This window comes from Stenotrophomonas sp. X (genome assembly GCF_055721025.1).
This window is the reverse complement of the sequence record NZ_CM146756.1, coordinates 2,878,574-2,895,254: the sequence shown is the minus strand read 5'-3', so window position 1 is coordinate 2,895,254 and position 16,681 is coordinate 2,878,574. Positions and strand designations below refer to the sequence as shown.

The window sequence follows — 16,681 nt, the reverse complement described above, 5'->3', positions numbered from 1 at the left end:
GTCGCGCAGCAGCGTCTTCAGTGCGCGCTGCTGCGCGAGAACAGATTGATCACCAGTACGCCGGCGCAGATCAGGCCGATCCCGATCAATGCCGGTGCATCCAGCCGCTGCTTGAACACCACCAGGCCGATCAGCGAGATCAGCACGATGCCGACGCCGGACCAGATTGCATAGGCGATGCCGGTCGGCACCGACTTCATGGTGACTGACAGCAGGTAGAAGCACAGCCCATAGCCAACCAGCGCGCCCACTGTCGGCCACAGCCGGCTCATGCCGTCCGAGGCTTTCAGCAGTGACGTGGCTATCACTTCCAGCACGATGGCGGCGGCCAGGTAGATATAGGGGTTCATCGCGGGCTCCGGGTCACTGCGGGTCGCACCGGATCAATCGTCGATGCGAGCGAAGCGCGCCTGCGGGCCGTGTTCGCCCGGAACCTGCTCGATGAACATCGCATAGGGGCGTACCCACAGGCCGCCTTCGCCATAGCGTGCGCGATAAAGCACCATCGGTTCCAACGTCTCGCTGCTGCGGACGATATCGATCACCTCGTATTCGCCGCCCTTGAAGTGGCGATACCGGCCACGGGCGAGATCGGGCAGGGGAGTCAGCTCAGCCATGGCAGGGCGTGCTCACTTGCGCGTCGGGCTGGCGGGCTTGGCGCAGTACGCGTCGATGGCCTCGGCCGTGTTGGCCAGGCCCTGCGCCTGTGCCAACTCCCAAGGGCGCTCGCAGCGCTGGCTGTGTTCGCACCACTGATAGCCGGCCGAGCCGATACAGCCGTGCGCATCACGGTCGCCCCCCACCACCGGCGTCGCTGGCGACGCCTCAGCGGCATGAGCGCGCGCGGTCGCCGTGTCCTGGCTGGCACAGCCGGCCAGAACCAGCAGCGCTGGAATCAGAAGAAGCACCTTCATGCGCGAGCTCCGTGCGTAAAGCGACATTTTCTGTCGCAAATAGCCCGTCAGCAAGCGCTCAATGCACGGCGGCGCGGATCAACTCTTCGATCAGGATCAGATAGCTGGCCACGAAGTAGAACTTCAGCAACGTCGAACGCTGGTGCGAGAAGAAGGTGCGCATGTGGAAGGGGCCCCTGTTGATGACGGTAGTGTGAAGCCAGCCTGACTCCGTGACAAGGATCACGGAATGAACGGGCTAAACGGACTCAGGGATGTGATGAGGGTGGGGTTCTGACGCACTGGCGCGGACTTTTCGTACTTTTCTGATGGGACCACCCTGATGGCATGGCTAGGGTGACGGCATCAGCAGAGGGTCTAGTGCCCCCTGCGCCTTTCCCAGAAGGAGCGTCCCATGGTCATTACCGTCAAGTGCAGTGCCGCGCAGTGGTCCCTGTTGGATCCGGCCGCAGGCGTCGCCGAAGCATTCAACTCCGGGGCCGCAGCGTTCGATGCCGCGGTTGGCCTGGCCAGCGCCCACCATCGCCGGACCGGCCAGGGCAGCACGGTGCGCGTGGAGGCGCTGGGTAGCAGCGTGGATGCCGTGCATTTCGAGGCGATGGCAACCGCCTCGGGGCCGGTTACCGGCCTGCGTCCTGCGCCGGTGGCGTAACGCCGGAGGATTCCCCGTGCAGTGCCTGGCTTACGACATGGCACAGCCACGATGGATTCACCGTTTTGGCATAGACATGACCGATCTGTGCCGGCAGGGCGCGATCCTGCAGTACGCGCAAGGGCTGTTGGGCCAGCACGAGGATGAGCAGATCCCTGCGCAGGCAGCAGATGCGGCGCAGCAGTGGCATGCCGTCAGCCTGGCCCACAGTCGGCATGCAGGGATCGATGATCAGTGCGTTGCAGCGCGGGCTGGCGATCTGGGTCAGAACCTCTGCGGGCGAACGCGCTTCGCCGAGGGTTCTGCCGTCCAGATGGGGCTGGAGTCTGCGTATCAGTTCGCGTCGGATCCAGGGGTTTGCATCGGCGATGACGAGGGAGGGGAGGGGGGACGGCCGGCTTTCGCAGGCGCCACTGCCTGACTGGAGTGGCAAAGCGTGAACAGCTTGAAGTATCTGCATAGCAGGCTATGGATTGTCGGAGCCACAGCCTTTGGGCAGGAGGTCGTAATAGGGGATGGCAGTCCAGCAGCGCCATTCACGGCTGCGCGTGTCCATGATCAGCACCAGATTGCGCCGCCATGTCCCCACGTTGTAGCCAGCATCGAATCGCAGCAGGCAATCGATCTCGAAGCCGCCATCTGCACGATACTTTGCCGTGATGGTTTCACAGCGCTCACTGCTCTCCGGTACTCCCAGCTTGCGGTTGTCCGAGCCATAGAAATCCCCCCGTTCGGCCAGCCACGCCTCCACTCCAGCCTTCCCGCTGGCCAGCTCGGCCAGGGCCGCCGCCAGCTTGGCTTTGGTAGAGAACTTCTTGTATTGCGGGACTGCGATCAGCGAGAGAATCATGATGATGGCCAGGACCACCATGAGTTCGATCAGAGAGAACCCGCGCTGGTGGTGTGCGTGGTTCGATGCGCAGCCAGCCTTTGATATTTTCATTTTCATCGGTTCCTTCGTCAGGAAATCAACGTTCCTGGCAATCTGTGTAGTGGCATGCGCGTGCGATCAGCCCTGGCAACCGTGGGGAAGGAGGCTCTGGTCTGAAATGTCGCTCCTGCAGAGCCAGACTCCCTGCGAGTCGCGATTCAAGGTCAGGTTGCCACTGCCGATTGCAGCGTCGTTCTTGAGCTCGCAGTTGATGCTCGTAGCTCCATTCGTGACATCGCTTGTCACCGTAATCCAGGTACAGCGGGAGCTTGACTCGGGCAGGCCAATCGATGCCGGCGTGGTGACCTCGCTGCCCTCGGCGAGGAGTGATTCAACGCCAACTTTTCCACCGGCAACTTCTGCGAGGGCGCCCGCCAACTTTGCCTTGGCCGCGAACCGCTGATACTGCGGCAGGGCAATCATCCCCAGAATCCCGATGATCGCCACCACCACCATGAGTTCAATAAGGGAAAAGCCCTTCTGCCGGGATGCGCTTTTGCCTGCGTGGCGTGTACGGCCGATTGCGGTGTTCATGATAATCCTCTGTGGCGTGGTGGTTTCATTGGTCTGGCCCGGAAACAAGCATTCGTGGCGCAGTCATAGGAAATCACGTGCACGGCAGTGGGTATATTCAAGAACTGGTAAAGTCGAGCGTGTTGAATGGCCGCGCGACTGTTTTGCGAATAATCAGAAAGTGCGCCGCAATTGCGTTGGGCATGGCCCAGGCACTGCCTGCACATCGGCCTTGCCCGCATTGCATCGCCATTCTCCGGCAGGGGTTCGCCACCATTGCAGGCGGCCGTCCTGGCGCAGATCGCAGGTCAGCACCGCGCGGCCGGTGTCGGGGAGCGAGGCGCGCAGGTGCACGCAATGCGCGGCGCTGGCAGGCAGTCCCAGGTGCTGGTCGGTCACGGTGAGATCACCTTCGGCGTAACTGCTTTCCACGGCGGCGATGGCGCCGCCCAGCACGCTGGCCGCGTCGCGCGGCCGGGTGCGGCCGGTAGCGTCATCTGCCGAGGGCGCACACAACAGTAGCGCGTAGACGGCTGTCAGTCCGGCGACGATGCAGACCGACGCCCAGGGCCGGTAGTGGCGTCGGCGAGGTGCCGCCTGTGTGGTTGATCGAGGGCGCATGGAGGGCGGCTCCCGTTGTCGAGAAGGGCGCGCGGTGCAACCACAGGCCGGGGCCGCTCTCCCCAGAGCAGCCCCGGCATTCGCATCCCCTGGCTATCGTTGTCGTGCGCTACAGCGCCAGCGAGCTTTCCACGTCCAGCACCATGCGCCGGGCGAGAGCTAGATTGGCCTTCTGCCGATCCAGTACCACATAGAAGAACAGGCCCTTCTTGGCCGACACCGGGCGCAGCACGTGGTACGCGCGACCCAGAGTGATCAGCACGTCCTCGATGCTGTCGTTGAGCTTCAGCGCTTCAGCCGCTTTCATCTTGGCGCGCAGCACCTCGGTGTTTCCTGCGGCCGCCAGTTCCATGTCCACGCCTGAGCCGGCTTCACCCAGCAGCATGCCGCTTTCGTAGTCGACCAGGGCAACGGCTTGTGCGCCGTTGATCTGCATGAGCGTGTCCAGGCATTTGTTGATGGCGATGTTCATTTCAGTGGTCCGTTGCGGGTGTGAGGAGTTGAAGAGCCGTCTGATCAGTGAGAGGGCATGCATCAGTTCGGGTTGTCGGTCAGGGCCCGTACGCACTGCTTGGCATGCCACAGCACGTTGCCGATGACACAGCTGTGGTCGCATGCGGTCATCAATAGGCGGGGCTGTGTTCCGGGAATGGCAAGCATCAAAACCTTGCCGTTGGCGGCATCGAGGATGAGTGTGTCGAGTTCACCAAAGTGCAGTTCGCGACCCAGCGCACTGGCCAGGCCGAGCATCGAGCTGGTCATCGCGGCCAGGCGATCGGCGACATGGCCCTTCGGGCCGGCCTGGGCCAGTGCGAAACCATCAGTGCTGGCAACGACGAGCGCCTGGATGCCGGTGACATTGTGTACCAGCGCGTCGAGTGCCGATGTGCGGTCGATGTCATTCATGGGCGGCCGCCGTGGCATTGCATTCGATCTGACTCATCAGCAGGTCCATCGCCATGATGGCCTGCGCCATGTCGCGTGGGTCCAGCGGCAATGCCGGCAGGTGTGGCGCATGGTCCTGCAACCAGTCCTGCCAGTGCGGCTGTACCGGATCATCGGTGCTACCGCATCGGGTGAAGCCGATGACGACGGGCAGCCCCGGTGCGCTTTCGGCGATAGCTCGCAGATGCCGCCCGGCCAGCGTGGCGCCCACGCTGGCGCTGCCATCGATCAGAACGATGGCACCTTCTGCACCGGCCAGCAGGATCGGCCAGATGTAGGAGAAACGTTCCTGCCCCGGCGATCCGTACAGGCGCAGGCGGTCGCCGCCTGGCAGGTCGATGTCGCCATAGTCCATGGCCACGGTGGTGTATTGCTTGCCCACGGAAGGGTCGGTATTGCGGGCTTCCGTCACCACCGCCGTGCCCTGGGTCAGGGTCTGCACGAGGGTGGACTTGCCCGCGCCGAGTGGGCCCATCACTACGATCTTGTGCTCACGCACGGTCATGCACTCCAGCGGATGCGAAGTTGTCGCCACAGATTGACGAGGCCGTCGGCGGGCGAGGGGCGCACAGGTGCGTCCTCGCCCACGACGGGAAAGGCATAGGCGGTGAGGAACGCTGCGTTGAAGAACGACTGCACGGTTTGGCGTGGCAGATCCAGGATGTCGCAGCATGCGCGCACGGACGCGCCCTGCTTGATCAGCAGCGCGCACAGTCGGAAGTGATCGGGACGATGGGCCAGGATGCGGAAGTCTGGCCAACGCCGCAGGCGCAACTTCGTGCAGTCTTGCAGGGGCGGGATCGGCACGCCGTGCCCGTCCGTGACCAGGGCAACGTTCCACAGCGTCAGGCGCAGCGGAACATTGCTGCACACCGTCGCACGCTGCACGAAGACCTCCTGTGTCACCGGTACTAGGCTCAGTCGAGAGTCTGCGTCGCCCAGTAGTCTCTGCAGCAGTGTCAGCGTGATCGGCGCGGGTGCGGTGGTCATCATCCGGTCGTTCCTGGCGTCCAGCCAGCACACGGTGGCCCCGTCGTGAATGATCGCGGCATGGGCCGGCCGCCGCGACGGCGTGCTGTCGCTCGCCAGATGCAGTCGCAACTGCTGTACGAACGGCAATGCGGCAGTTGGCAATGCGGCCGGCGCCAGTGGCTCTGCTTCAAAGGGCTCTTGCAGATCCTCAAACGATTGACGACGGAATCGGACCATGGGGTGTCCAGTGCGGCGAGTGATCGGAGGTGACTTTGTAAGCGGCCCCGCTGGCTTTCTGGAATGAAACTATTGGGAAAACTGCTGTGTCATTCGTATTTTTGATGCTCTCTGCAATTAATGGAATTGGCCGGAAGTTACTGCTGCAATGACATCAATTGCAGTGAGCGATTATTAAGTTGACGTAACCTGGAATGATTACTAGCGTCTCCACTGCGCACTGCGGCGTGACTATTGACGGGTAATCAGCATGCTCACTCGAATTGCCATTGCGGATGATCATCCACTGGTCTTGCTAGGCACGCGCATCGTGATCGAGGCCGGTGGGCAGCATCGCGTGGTGGCGGAGGCGCGATGTGCAGAAAGCCTGCTGGCCATCCTGGCCGAAGAGCCGGTGGATCTGGTGGTGACTGATTTTTCGATGCCGGATGTCGGCCGCTCGGACGGTCAGGCGATGCTGCAGGCGCTGAGTCGCAATTACCCCAAGGTGCCGGTGATCCTGGTCACGATGGTCACCAACGCCACCACCTTGAACATGGCAATGCGTACCGGTGTGCGCGGACTGGTGTGGAAGTGCAGTTGCGTGGATGGCACCCGCAAGGCGGTCGATACCGTGTTGAGCGGGGGGATCTACCTGGACCCCCAGTTGGCGCACTGCCTGCAGGAGGGTGGGCGTGAGCGATCGCTTTCGGTGTTGTCGCCCAAGGAGCTGGAGGTTCTGCGGCTGTATGTGTCGGGACCTTCGATCACAGAGATCGCCGGGAAGCTGCGGCGCACCGTCAGTACCATCAGCCGGCAACGCATTTCGGCGATGAGGAAACTGGGCATCAGCAATGATGCCGAGCTGTTCGCCTATGCGTTCGAGGAACGCCTGGGCAATGCCGGTGGCATGGCCAGTGGGGCAGCAAACGGGGGCCCATGAGTTCACGGCGGTCCAGTCAGGTCCGGTTGAGTTGTTTGAATGGGGGAACAACTGCCATCGCGCCTCCCTCTGTGCGCCGGGCCGTGAATCCCGGATGCTTGCGCCATCGTATTCATCTGGAGATCTCGATGGGCAAGGCACTCACCTGGCGCACCCTGGCCTGCACCCTGTTGCCGATGCTGGCGGCCGCCGGCGGCGCCCAGGCGCAGAGCTATGGCTACGGCTACGGCTACGACGACGACCGCTACGGCGGCCGCGATGGCAGTGGCATCGTGCGCTGCGAGTCGGTCAAGAACCGCAGCAATGAGTGCCGCCTGGATGGCCGCGCGCGGTTGATCCGCCAATTGTCCGGTTCGCCCTGTGTGGAAGGTGAGACCTGGGGCCAGTCGCGCAACGGCGTCTGGGTCACACAGGGGTGCCGTGCCGAATTCGTCGGTGAATACCGCCGCGGCGGCGGCTGGGGCGGCAATGGCGGCGGCTGGGGCAACGGCAGTGGATGGGGTGGTGGCGATGTGGTCACCTGCCATTCCAATGGCCACCGGCAGGAGTACTGCGATGCCCGCATCCGCCGGGGCGTGCGCCTGATCCGCCAGGACTCGCGCAGTGCCTGCATCGAAGGCCAGAGCTGGGGCTGGGATCGCCGCGGCATCTGGGTGAGCGATGGCTGCAGGGCGCAGTTCCAGGTGAACTGAGCTTTACGGGTTCAACCCGTGAAAATCAGAATAATCTGATACATCTCACATTTTGAACGCCGTATCGTCTGTGAGCAGGGCGCCTTGCGTGCCCTGATTCCCGGTGATGTCGATTGCCGTAGCCGGCATCAGCATCGCGCCGCCGTCGATACGCTGCCTCAAGGAGTGAGCTGCATGTTGATCCGCCTGCAATGCGAACAGCGCCAGTGGCGCGTGCTGCACCCGGATAGGCCGGAGCCGATCGAGTTCCGTGATGGCGCACGAGCCTATGACTTTGCCGAGACCCTGGCCCGCCTGCACTTCGTCGACACCGGGCAGCGCGCCGCCGTGCGCGTGGAGGCCAGCGGGGCGTTCGTGGAAGCGGTCAGTTACGGTTGAGCGTGGGGCGCCTGCCGGGGCAGGCCTGCGGGGTTCGGCCATCCACGCATGGCGTGGAACCACCTGCTTCCACCGTGGAAGGTGCGAGCCTTCGGCTGCACCTTCCCGTGATGCGTGGATTCCTGATCGGCCTCAGCCCGCGGCACTCAGCGGCGGGCTGCCTGCGGCCAGCTGTGGCCAACGCTTGAGCACGGCGGCGCGGATGCCGGCCGCATCGATACCGGCTTCGGCCAGCAGGTCCTCGCGGCTGGCGTGGTGCTGGTAGCTGTCGGGCAGGCCCAGGTGCAGGATCGGACGCAGCACGCCTTCGGCATTGAGCAGTTCACCGACACCGGAACCGGCACCGCCGGCCACGACGTTGTCTTCGATCGTGACCAGGCCCTCGTGCTGGGCGGCCATGGCCAGCACCAGCTCGCGATCCAGTGGCTTGATGAAGCGCATGTTGACCACGCTCAGGCCCAGTTCGCGGCCGACCTGCTCGGCGGCGGGCACGGTGCTGCCGAAGGCAAGCAGGGCGATGCGGTTGCCCTGCAGGCGCAGCTCGCCCTTGCCGATCGGCAGGGTCGACAGGTCGGTGCCGGCCGCAACGCCGGTACCCGTACCGCGCGGGTAGCGCACGGCAGCCGGACCCGGGTGCTGCAGGCCGGTGCTGAGCATCTGCCGGCACTCGGCTTCATTGGAGGGTGCCATCACCACCATGTTCGGCACGCAGCGCAGGAAGCTGAGGTCGAGGTTGCCGGCGTGGGTCGCGCCGTCCGGACCGACCACGCCAGCGCGGTCGATCGCAAACAGCACGTCCAGATCCTGGATCGCCACGTCGTGCACCAGCTGGTCGTACGCACGCTGCAGGAAAGTGGAGTAGATCGCCACCACCGGCTTGCCACCCTGGGTGGCCATGCCGGCGGCGAGGGTGACCGCGTGCTGCTCGGCGATCGCCACGTCGAAATAGCGCTGGGGGTACTCCTTGCTGAAGCGCACCAGGCCGGAGCCTTCGCGCATCGCCGGGGTGATGCCGTAGAGGCGCGGCTCGGCGGCGGCGGCATCGCACAGCCAGTCGCTGAATACATCGGTATAGGTCGGCTTCTTGGCCCCGGCCTTGGCCACCAGGCCCTTGTCCGGATCGAACGGGCCCACGGCGTGGTAACCGATCTGATCGCCTTCCGCCGGCTCGTAGCCCTTGCCCTTGGTGGTCATCACATGCAGCAGCTTCGGGCCCTTGGAGGCGCGCAGCGTCTTCAGAGTGGACAACAGCGCCGGCATGTCGTGGCCGTCGATCGGGCCGGTGTAGTGGAAGCCCATCTCCTCGAACATCGTGGAGGGCACGAACATGCCCTTCCAGTGTTCTTCCCAGCGCTTCACGAAACGCGCCGGGTTGTTCTTCTTGTCACCGAGGATCTTCTTGCCACCTTCGCGCAGCGCGTTGAGCGTACGGCTGCCGGTCGCTCGGCCCAGCATCTTGGTCAGGCCGCCCACTGCCTCGGAGATCGACATGTTGTTGTCGTTGAGGATCACCAGCAGGTTCGGCTCCGGCTCCATGCCACCAGCGTGCATCAGCGCCTCGAACGCCATGCCGGCAGTCATCGCGCCGTCACCGATCACCGCCACGACCTTGCGGTCGTCGCCTTCGGACTGGCGGGCGATGGCCATGCCGAGCGCGGCCGAGATCGAGGTGGAGGAGTGGCCGACGCCGAAGGTGTCGTACTCGCTTTCCTCGCGCTTCGGGAACGGCGCGACACCGTCCTTCTGCTTGACGGTATGGATCTCGTCGCGGCGGCCGGTCAGGATCTTGTGCGGGTAGGTCTGATGGCCGACGTCCCACACCAGCTGGTCGACCGGGGTCTGGTACAGGTAGTGCAGGGCCACGGTGAGCTCGATGACGCCCAGGCCGGCGGCGAAGTGGCCTCCGCTCTTGCCCACCGATTCGATGAGGTAGGCGCGCAGTTCGTCGGCGACCGCCCTCAATTCGGATTCGTCGAACGTGCGCAGGTCATCCGGTGTCTGGATGCGCGCGAGGCGGGGATAGCGGGCAGAGTCGATCATCATGTTCGCACTTTTTCTGAACGCCCATTTTCGCCCTCAAACGGGGGTGGGGCAAGCAAACGCCGCCGTCCGTGACAGGACGGTGAGGGTTGCATGTTCGGGCGTTCAGGTGCTCAGTTTCGAGCGCTTGGGCAACTGCGCCTTCAGGAAGGCCATCTGGTCGGCCAGGATGTTGCGGTTGGACAGGATCAGGTGCTCGATCCAGCTGGGCCGGTAGGGCACTGCCAGCAGGGGCATGCCGGCCTGCTGCGGGGTGCGGTCGCTCTTGCGCGAATTGCAGTGGAAGCACGCGGTGACCACGTTTTCCCAGCAGTCCAGGCCACCTTTGGACAGCGGCATGACATGGTCGCGGGTGAGCGTGGGGCGGGTGAACTGCTGGCCGCAGTACATGCACAGATGGGCGTCGCGGGCGAACAGGGCCTGGTTGGTCAGGTTCGGCGTCGGGTCGATCGCGCGGGAGCGGGCGTGGCCGCGGGCAGCGATGATCGGGTGCAGGTCCATGCCGCTCTGCAGGCCGCTGAAGCGGTTGGTGCCACCGTGGATGTGCAGGCAGGGATCGCCAAGCGTCCAGGCCACTGCCTCGCGGGCGTAGAGGCAGGCCGCATCCTGCCAGGTGATCCAGTCCAGTACGCGTCCGTGGGCATCAAGCGAGAGCAGCCGGACCGAACCGGGGCGATGCAGCGTCGTGGCGTTGGGCGATGCTTCGGCGCCCGGAGCAGAAAACGGAGCTCCGGCTTCGATCAGACCCAAGCGTGTAGTGTCTGTCTCCATCGGGAGAACAGCTTATACCTGAATGTTGACGATTTGTGTATCGCCGACAGGCGATACACAAATCGTCAACATTCAGGTCCGCGCATTCCTCCTATCCCCCGCACCTGTCGGTGCGCCCCCCTTAACAAAGGGGGGCTTTTCTCCAGATGGATTCCGGTGGTTCTCATCCACGCGTGGCGTGGATCTACGGCAGATCGCGGGGGACTGTCAGAGGCGGGGCGGTGTGGGGTGGCAGGACCGTTGGCGCCATGGATGGCGCCATCGAGCCCCATGGATGGGTTTACGGTGTGTCCTGCCAGGCCACACCGCCCCGCCATCCACCGGGATGCAGCTGTTGCTGTTGCGGTTGCCGGCCAGCGGCCGGCACTACCGCGGGTGCCGGGCGGCAGCCCGGCTCAGACGCCGAATCGCTCGTCGTCCATCGCCATCAGCGGGGCGGCGCCGGACTGGATCGCGGCGGCGTGGCTGAGGGTGCGCGGCAGCACGCGGGCGAAGTAGAACCGCGCAGTCTCGCGCTTGCCCTGGGCGAAGGCGGCGCCGTGCGCGCTGGCATCGGCGGCGGCCACGCTGCGGGCCCACCAGTAGGCCAGCACCACGTAACCCGAATAGAACAGGTAGTCGTAGCTGGCCGCGCCCAGTTCGTCCGGATTGCCGGCCGCGCGCTGGAGCACGTCCATCGTCAGCTTGCCCCATTCGGCGGCCTTGGCGCGCAGCGGGCCAATGAACTCGGCCAGCGCTTCGTTGCCCTCGTGTTCCTTGGCGAAGGCTTCGATCTCGGCCAGCATCAGCTTCAGGCCGGCGCCCTGGCTGGACGCGGTCTTGCGGCCGATCAGGTCCAGCGCCTGGATGCCGGTGGTGCCTTCATACAGCGTGGTGATTCGGGCATCGCGGGCCAGCTGTTCCATGCCGTGTTCGCGGATGTAGCCGTGGCCACCGAAGCACTGCAGGGCGTTGTAGGTGTTCTCGATGCCCCATTCGGTCTGGCAGGCCTTGGAGATCGGGGTCAGGAAGCTCACCAGGGTGTCGGCGCGCTCGCGCTCGGCCGCATCTTCGGCATGGTGGGCGACGTCGATCAGGGTTGCGGCGTGCAGCGCCAGCAGGCGGCTGCCTTCGACCAGCGACTTCACCGTCAGCAGCATGCGACGCACATCCGGGTGGACCAGGATCGGGTCGGCCGGCTTGTCCGGGAACCTGGCACCACTCAGGGCGCGCGACTGCAGGCGCTCACGGCTGTACTTCAGCGCGTTCTGGTAGGCGCGCTCGGACAGGCCGATGCCCTGCAGGCCGACCCCCAGGCGCGCGGTGTTCATCATGGTGAACATCGCCTGCAGGCCCTTGTGCGGCTGGCCGACCAGGTAGCCCTGCGCGCCATCGAAGTTCATCACGCAGGTGACCGACCCCTTGATGCCCATCTTGTGCTCGATCGAGCCGCAGCGCAGTGCGTTGCGCTCGCCGACGTTGCCGTCGCGGTCGACCTTGAACTTCGGGGTGACGAACAGCGAGATGCCCTTGGCACCCGGGGGAGCGTCGGGCAGCTTGGCCAGCACCAGGTGCACGATGTTCCCGGTCAGGTCATGCTCGCCGGCGGTGATGAAGATCTTGGTGCCGGTGATCGAATAGCTCCCATCGGCGTTCGGCTCGGCCTTGGTCTTGAGCAGGCCGAGGTCGGTACCGCAGTGCGGTTCGGTCAGGCACATGGTGCCGGTCCAGCGGCCCTCGATCAGCGGCTTGAGGAAAGCCTCGTGCTGCCAGGCCTCGCCGTGCTGCTTCAATGCTTCGATCGCGCCGTGCGAGAGCAGCGGGAAGTTGCCCCACGCCAGGTTGGCGGCGTTGATCATTTCGTTCAGCGGCACGCCCAGGGTGTGCGGCAGGCCCTGGCCGCCCAGCTCCGGCGAGGCGGTCAGGCCGGTCCAGCCACCATCGACGAACTGGTCGTAGGCCTGCTTGAAGCCGGGCGGGGTGGTCACTTCACCGGTGGCCTGGTCGAGCACGCAGCCGATCTCGTCGCCGACGCTGTTGAGCGGGGCCAGCACGGTGGCGCTGAAGCGGCCGGCTTCCTCCAGCACGGCATCGACCACGTCGGCGGTGGCGTCGGTGAAGCCCAGGCGGGCGAACAGGGGTTCGACCTTGAGCACGTCGTGCAGGGCGAAACGGAGGTCGGAAAGCGGGGCGGTGTAGCTGCTCATCGGTACGTCTCGATTTGATCAGGGCAGGGGAGAGCGGCGCCGGGCGCCGCCACGAAAGGCGGGTTCAGCGCAGCACGCCGGGCAGGCCGGGGGCCTGGTTGAGGGTGCTGCGGCTGCTGATGTCGAAGCTGCGCTGCTTCTTTTCCTGCGGCGTGGCCGCCACCGTTCCCTTAAGGCCATAGGCCAGGGTGCGGTTGCTGGCCAGCGCATCGGCCACCACCAGGCGCGCGGCCGAGCTGGGCACGAGGTCGATGTTGATGACGTCGGCGGAGGTGCCGCCGATGGAGATGCCGGGCTTGGCCTGCAGGGTGCCCGCTTCGTTGTCGCCGACGGTCAGCGCCAGCGAGACGTCATCGAAGGTCATCGGCATCGAGCTGAAGTTCTGCAGGCGCAGGGCCACGGTCCAGTTGCCGTCGGCACGCACGGTGAGCTGCTGCAGGCTGGCCGCCGGTTCCGAAACACGCTTGACGATGCCGTTGTTGCAGGCAACAAGGGCGAGGGTGCACAGGACAATCAAGGCGATACGGAAACGGTGGAGCATGGGCGCAAGTCCTCTGGAGGGGTGCGTTTGAATAAGCATACTACGGCGTATGGTCGTTTGGATCGCCTGTGGCGACCCGTCGCAGAGGGTAGCGCGTGAAGATGGTGGCCGGGCGTGCGCGGCGCCGCGGTTGCGACGCGGTTCAATCGGCGGGCGTATCGCGAAGCGGGGCCATCAGGCGCAGCGGGCGCAGGTCGTAGCCCATGGCCTCGGCTTTTTCTTTCAGCGCTTCGAAGCGTGCGCGATCCATTTCCGGCAGGCGCGAGAGGATCCACAGGTACTTCCGGTCCGGTTCACCGACCAGCGCCCACTGATAGTCCGGATCCAGCGCCAGCACCCAGTAGTCGGCCCAGACCAGCGGGACCCAGCTCAGCCAGTCCGGCGCGAAGCGCACCTGCAACTGGCCGGGATGGCCGGCCACCGCGCGTGCCACGCCTTCGGCGACCACGCGCTCACCGTCGCCGTTGCGGCAGGCGTTGGTGACACTGATGCGGCCATCGCTGCGCAGTCCGTAGTTGGCGGTGATCTCGCCCACGCACTGCTTCTGGAACGAGACCGGAAGATGCGCAATCTCGTGCCACTGGCCGGCGTAGCGATCGATGTCCAGGCGCTCGACCGCGCGCACAGGTTCAGTGGCGATCACCGGGAAAGCGGCCAGCAGCAGGCAGGCGAACAGGGCGGGGCGCAGAGGCATCGTCAGGCTCCAGGCAGGAGTCTGGAGCGTAGGTGCCGCCGCGCATGCCGGTGTAAATGTTTCGTCAACCGGGGGTGTGCGCAGGCGCCGCATCCGCCACTCGTGCAGTGCGCGAAGCACGGACAAAAAAAGACCTGCATCTCTGCAGGTCTCGAAAGATGGTGGCCGAAGACGGAATCGAACCGCCGACACGGGGATTTTCAATCCCCTGCTCTACCAACTGAGCTACTCGGCCAAACGGTGTGGCAATCACGATCAACCGCGATTCCCGAAAAAAAGACCTGCATTTCTGCAGGCTGTCGAACGTGGTGGCCGAGGACGGAATCGAACCGCCGACACGGGGATTTTCAATCCCCTGCTCTACCAACTGAGCTACTCGGCCACGTAGTTCATTGCAGCGAGGTCGCTGCCAAGGACGCGCATATTACGGAGGTCAGCCGCCTACGGCAAGCATTTTGGCAAAAAACCTTCACATTGCCGTCTGCGCAGGCGCAAGTACTTGATCCGCCGTCCCGGAGCGGGGGCGCGCTGGATGCCGATTCAACCGGGCGCGGCGGCGCGGTGATCATCGCGTGCGGCGGAATTCAGCGGGCCACGGTGATCGACAAACGCGGCGAGGCGCGGCCTGCGCGTGGACGGCACCGATACCGGACATGGAACGCTGTTTTCGTGACCGCCATGGGGGAACGCTGCAGCGTAGTGTCGGCGTTCCTTTCCTGATGCTGGCAACAGCAGAGACCGTCGTCATGTCCGACTCATCGACCACCACCCGCATCGTGCTGGCGTCGCGTCCGCAGGGGGCGCCCACCGCAGCCAATTTCCGCCTGGAGCAGGCCGCGCTGCCGCCCTTGGGCGACGGCGAGGTGCTGCTGCGCAATCGCTACCTCTCACTGGACCCGTACATGCGTGGACGCATGGATGAGGGACCGTCGTATGCCGCGCCGGTGGCAGTGGGGGCTGTGATGGAAGGCCAGACCGTGGCCGAGGTGGTGCAATCCAGGGCCGAGGGGGTCGCAGTGGGCGAACGGGTGCTGGCGCCGGGCGGGTGGCAGACCCACGCCGTGCTGCCGGCCAAGGCGCTGGGCCGCCGCCTGGACCTGGCCGGGCTGCCGTTGAGTACGGCGCTGGGGGTGTATGGCATGCCGGGCTTCACCGCCTATTCCAGCCTTCATGAAATCGCCCGCCTGCAGCCGGGAGAGACGCTGGTGGTGGCCGCCGCAACGGGGCCGGTCGGCGCGACCGTGGCGCAGTTGGCCAAGCTGCAGGGCGCGCGCGTAGTAGCCATCGCCGGTGGCGAGGCTAAGCGTGCCTATCTGCAGACGCTGGGCGTGGACGTGGGGCTGGATCATCGCGCGGCTGATTTTGCCGAGCAGCTGCGCGCGGCGGTACCTGCGGGTATCGACGTGTACTTCGAGAACGTCGGGGGCCATGTACTGGACGCGGTGCTGCCGTTGCTCAACGACTTCGCCCGCATTCCGGTGTGCGGCACCATCGCCACCTACAACAATCGTGGTGTCGCGCAGCCTGGCCCGGACCGCCTGCCGGCGCTGTTCAGCCAGATCCTGCGCCAGCGCCTGACCGTGCGCGGTTTCATCGCGCACGACTTCAAGCACCTGTGGCCGGACTTCGAGCGCGAGATGGCGCAGTGGCTGCGTGAGGGCCGCATCCAGTACCGCGAGGACGTGGTGGAAGGGCTGGAAAATGCACCGGAGGCGTTCTTCGGGCTGCTGCAGGGGCACAACTTCGGCAAGCTGATGGTGAAGCTGGACTGAGGGCTTGGCCGGTGCCGGACAAGGTCGGCGGCTTGCGGGTCGCGTCAGCCGTTGGCGACCTTTTCCCGGCGCAGCAGTTCGCGCTTGCGTGCCACGCCCCAGGCATAGCCGGACAGGTCGCCGTCGCGGCGCACCACCCGGTGGCAGGGCACCGCCACGGCCAGCGGATTGCTTGCGCAGGCGCGTGCCACCGCGCGGCTTGATCGCGGCGCGCCGATACGCGCGGCGATTTCGGCATATGAGGCCGTCTGTCCGCGCGGAATCTGCTGCAGCGCCTGCCATACACGTTGCTGGAAAGCCGTGCCGCGGATGTCCAGCGGCAGCGTGGCGCCTCGCGAGGGATCCTCGACCAGGCCCACCACCTGTGCCACCAGTTGCTCATAGCCGCTGTCGGCCCCGACCAGTTCGGCCTGGCGGAAGCGCTGCTGCAGTGACTGCAGCAGCGCGTCCGGATCGTCGCCGAGCAGGATCGCGACCACGCCGGTGGCACTGCTGGCCACCAGCACGCTGCCCAACGAACTTTCGGCAAGCGCGAAGTGGATGACTTCGCCGCGACCACCGGCACGCCATTGCTTCGGCGTCATGCCCAGCAGCTTCGGCGCGTTCTCGTAGAAGCGTCCACTGGAGCCGAAGCCGGCATCGTGGAAGGCGTCGGTGATGCGTTCCTTCTGCTGAAGTTCGCTGCGCAGGCGATCGGCGCGCAGCGCTGCAGCGTACTGCTTCGGGGTCAACCCGGTCGCCTGCTTGAACAGGCGATGCAGCCGGGTCGGGCTGCAGCCGGCGATGGCGGCCAACGCCTGCAGCGAGGGCTCGTCGAGGCTGGCCTGCAGATGGCGGCAGACCCGTTCGACGCGGGCATCGGGAGCGGTGGTGGCGGTGCTGTCCATGGATGGATTCTGG

At 65.3% G+C, this 16,681-nt stretch carries 22 protein-coding genes and 2 tRNA genes; 6 read left to right on the top strand and 18 right to left on the bottom strand.

The window, feature by feature from the left end; translation table 11 throughout:
- Nucleotides 1–17: 17 nt before the first annotated feature.
- Genes ACZ75I_RS13485 through ACZ75I_RS13475 form a run of 3 tightly spaced genes read right to left on the bottom strand, consistent with a single transcriptional unit; the run spans nt 18 to nt 914 of the window.
- Complete coding sequence (locus tag ACZ75I_RS13485; RefSeq protein WP_053499229.1) at nt 18–350, bottom strand: SMR family transporter; 333 nt, start codon at nt 348–350, stop codon at nt 18–20.
- Between the two features lie 33 nt (nt 351–383).
- A complete protein-coding gene (locus tag ACZ75I_RS13480) occupies nt 384–617 on the bottom strand; it encodes a DUF1653 domain-containing protein (protein ID WP_472958080.1) in 234 nt (77 codons plus the stop codon).
- Nucleotides 618–629: 12 nt separating this feature from the next.
- A complete protein-coding gene (locus tag ACZ75I_RS13475; RefSeq protein ID WP_134968473.1) occupies nt 630–914 on the bottom strand; it encodes a hypothetical protein in 285 nt (94 codons plus the stop codon).
- A gap of 394 nt (nt 915–1,308) precedes the next feature.
- Here ACZ75I_RS13475 and ACZ75I_RS13470 point away from each other — a divergent pair, with 394 nt between their 5' ends.
- Both ACZ75I_RS13470 and ACZ75I_RS13465 read left to right on the top strand, forming a co-directional pair.
- Nucleotides 1,309–1,566, top strand: coding sequence for a hypothetical protein (locus tag ACZ75I_RS13470; RefSeq protein WP_061478083.1), 258 nt, complete (start codon nt 1,309–1,311; stop codon nt 1,564–1,566).
- 76 nt (nt 1,567–1,642) lie between these two features.
- The gene (locus ACZ75I_RS13465) at nt 1,643–1,987 is read left to right on the top strand and encodes a hypothetical protein (protein WP_235643213.1); all 345 of its coding nucleotides are present in this window, start codon (nt 1,643–1,645) and stop codon (nt 1,985–1,987) included.
- A gap of 45 nt (nt 1,988–2,032) precedes the next feature.
- On the opposite strand, the gene ACZ75I_RS13460 is transcribed toward ACZ75I_RS13465, so the two are convergent.
- The 7 genes from ACZ75I_RS13460 to ACZ75I_RS13430 all read right to left on the bottom strand — a co-directional run bounded on the left by ACZ75I_RS13460 (nt 2,033) and on the right by ACZ75I_RS13430 (nt 5,785).
- The gene (locus ACZ75I_RS13460) at nt 2,033–2,509 is read right to left on the bottom strand and encodes a type IV pilin protein (protein ID WP_472958079.1); all 477 of its coding nucleotides are present in this window, start codon (nt 2,507–2,509) and stop codon (nt 2,033–2,035) included.
- A 66-nt stretch (nt 2,510–2,575) separates the two neighbouring features.
- Nucleotides 2,576–3,031, bottom strand: coding sequence for a pilin (locus tag ACZ75I_RS13455; protein WP_472958078.1), 456 nt, complete (start codon nt 3,029–3,031; stop codon nt 2,576–2,578).
- 153 nt (nt 3,032–3,184) lie between these two features.
- Nucleotides 3,185–3,631 carry a pilin gene (locus ACZ75I_RS13450; protein WP_061478079.1) on the bottom strand — a complete coding sequence of 149 codons (447 nt, stop codon included), beginning with the start codon at nt 3,629–3,631 and terminating at the stop codon, nt 3,185–3,187.
- A 109-nt stretch (nt 3,632–3,740) separates the two neighbouring features.
- Entirely contained in the window at nt 3,741–4,103 is a 363-nt protein-coding gene (locus tag ACZ75I_RS13445) for a hypothetical protein (RefSeq protein ID WP_049413645.1), read from the bottom strand.
- A 62-nt stretch (nt 4,104–4,165) separates the two neighbouring features.
- Complete coding sequence (locus ACZ75I_RS13440) at nt 4,166–4,537, bottom strand: roadblock/LC7 domain-containing protein (protein WP_472958077.1); 372 nt, start codon at nt 4,535–4,537, stop codon at nt 4,166–4,168.
- Nucleotides 4,530–5,081: a GTP-binding protein gene (locus ACZ75I_RS13435; protein ID WP_049413642.1), complete on the bottom strand. Its 552-nt coding sequence runs from the start codon at nt 5,079–5,081 to the stop codon at nt 4,530–4,532. Before ACZ75I_RS13435 ends, ACZ75I_RS13440 begins: the two co-directional genes overlap by 8 nt.
- Nucleotides 5,078–5,785 (bottom strand): hypothetical protein, encoded by a 708-nt coding sequence (locus ACZ75I_RS13430; RefSeq protein ID WP_472958076.1) that lies wholly within the window; start codon nt 5,783–5,785, stop codon nt 5,078–5,080. The genes ACZ75I_RS13435 and ACZ75I_RS13430 overlap by 4 nt, the downstream gene beginning before the upstream one ends.
- Nucleotides 5,786–6,035: 250 nt before the next feature.
- Here ACZ75I_RS13430 and ACZ75I_RS13425 point away from each other — a divergent pair, with 250 nt between their 5' ends.
- The 3 genes from ACZ75I_RS13425 to ACZ75I_RS13415 all read left to right on the top strand — a co-directional run bounded on the left by ACZ75I_RS13425 (nt 6,036) and on the right by ACZ75I_RS13415 (nt 7,777).
- Nucleotides 6,036–6,707 (top strand): response regulator, encoded by a 672-nt coding sequence (locus tag ACZ75I_RS13425; protein ID WP_049413639.1) that lies wholly within the window; start codon nt 6,036–6,038, stop codon nt 6,705–6,707.
- A 128-nt stretch (nt 6,708–6,835) separates the two neighbouring features.
- Nucleotides 6,836–7,399, top strand: coding sequence for a DUF3011 domain-containing protein (locus ACZ75I_RS13420; RefSeq protein ID WP_099494817.1), 564 nt, complete (start codon nt 6,836–6,838; stop codon nt 7,397–7,399).
- Between the two features lie 174 nt (nt 7,400–7,573).
- Entirely contained in the window at nt 7,574–7,777 is a 204-nt protein-coding gene (locus ACZ75I_RS13415; protein WP_005417823.1) for a hypothetical protein, read from the top strand.
- A gap of 132 nt (nt 7,778–7,909) precedes the next feature.
- Here ACZ75I_RS13415 and dxs read toward each other — a convergent pair whose 3' ends face one another.
- The 7 genes from dxs to ACZ75I_RS13380 form a co-directional block, all read right to left on the bottom strand.
- A complete protein-coding gene (gene dxs / locus ACZ75I_RS13410; RefSeq protein WP_061478102.1) occupies nt 7,910–9,817 on the bottom strand; it encodes a 1-deoxy-D-xylulose-5-phosphate synthase in 1,908 nt (635 codons plus the stop codon).
- A 105-nt stretch (nt 9,818–9,922) separates the two neighbouring features.
- The gene (locus ACZ75I_RS13405) at nt 9,923–10,588 is read right to left on the bottom strand and encodes an HNH endonuclease (RefSeq protein ID WP_032954353.1); all 666 of its coding nucleotides are present in this window, start codon (nt 10,586–10,588) and stop codon (nt 9,923–9,925) included.
- Between the two features lie 395 nt (nt 10,589–10,983).
- The gene (locus tag ACZ75I_RS13400) at nt 10,984–12,774 is read right to left on the bottom strand and encodes an acyl-CoA dehydrogenase C-terminal domain-containing protein (protein WP_061478075.1); all 1,791 of its coding nucleotides are present in this window, start codon (nt 12,772–12,774) and stop codon (nt 10,984–10,986) included.
- A 64-nt stretch (nt 12,775–12,838) separates the two neighbouring features.
- Nucleotides 12,839–13,315, bottom strand: a complete 477-nt coding sequence (locus ACZ75I_RS13395) for an LEA/WHy family protein (protein WP_061478074.1) — start codon at nt 13,313–13,315, stop codon at nt 12,839–12,841.
- A 142-nt stretch (nt 13,316–13,457) separates the two neighbouring features.
- A complete protein-coding gene (locus tag ACZ75I_RS13390) occupies nt 13,458–14,009 on the bottom strand; it encodes a lipocalin family protein (protein ID WP_005417806.1) in 552 nt (183 codons plus the stop codon).
- A gap of 159 nt (nt 14,010–14,168) precedes the next feature.
- A tRNA-Phe gene (locus ACZ75I_RS13385) sits at nt 14,169–14,244 on the bottom strand.
- Nucleotides 14,245–14,315: 71 nt separating this feature from the next.
- Nucleotides 14,316–14,391: transfer RNA gene (locus ACZ75I_RS13380), tRNA-Phe, on the bottom strand.
- Nucleotides 14,392–14,755: 364 nt separating this feature from the next.
- On the opposite strand from ACZ75I_RS13380, the gene ACZ75I_RS13375 reads away from it, so the two are divergent.
- Complete coding sequence (locus tag ACZ75I_RS13375) at nt 14,756–15,781, top strand: NADP-dependent oxidoreductase (protein WP_472958075.1); 1,026 nt, start codon at nt 14,756–14,758, stop codon at nt 15,779–15,781.
- A gap of 44 nt (nt 15,782–15,825) precedes the next feature.
- Here the strand turns inward: ACZ75I_RS13375 and ACZ75I_RS13370 are convergent, their stop codons facing one another.
- Complete coding sequence (locus ACZ75I_RS13370) at nt 15,826–16,668, bottom strand: bifunctional transcriptional activator/DNA repair enzyme AdaA (protein WP_180868261.1); 843 nt, start codon at nt 16,666–16,668, stop codon at nt 15,826–15,828.
- Between the last annotated feature and the right edge of the window lie 13 nt (nt 16,669–16,681).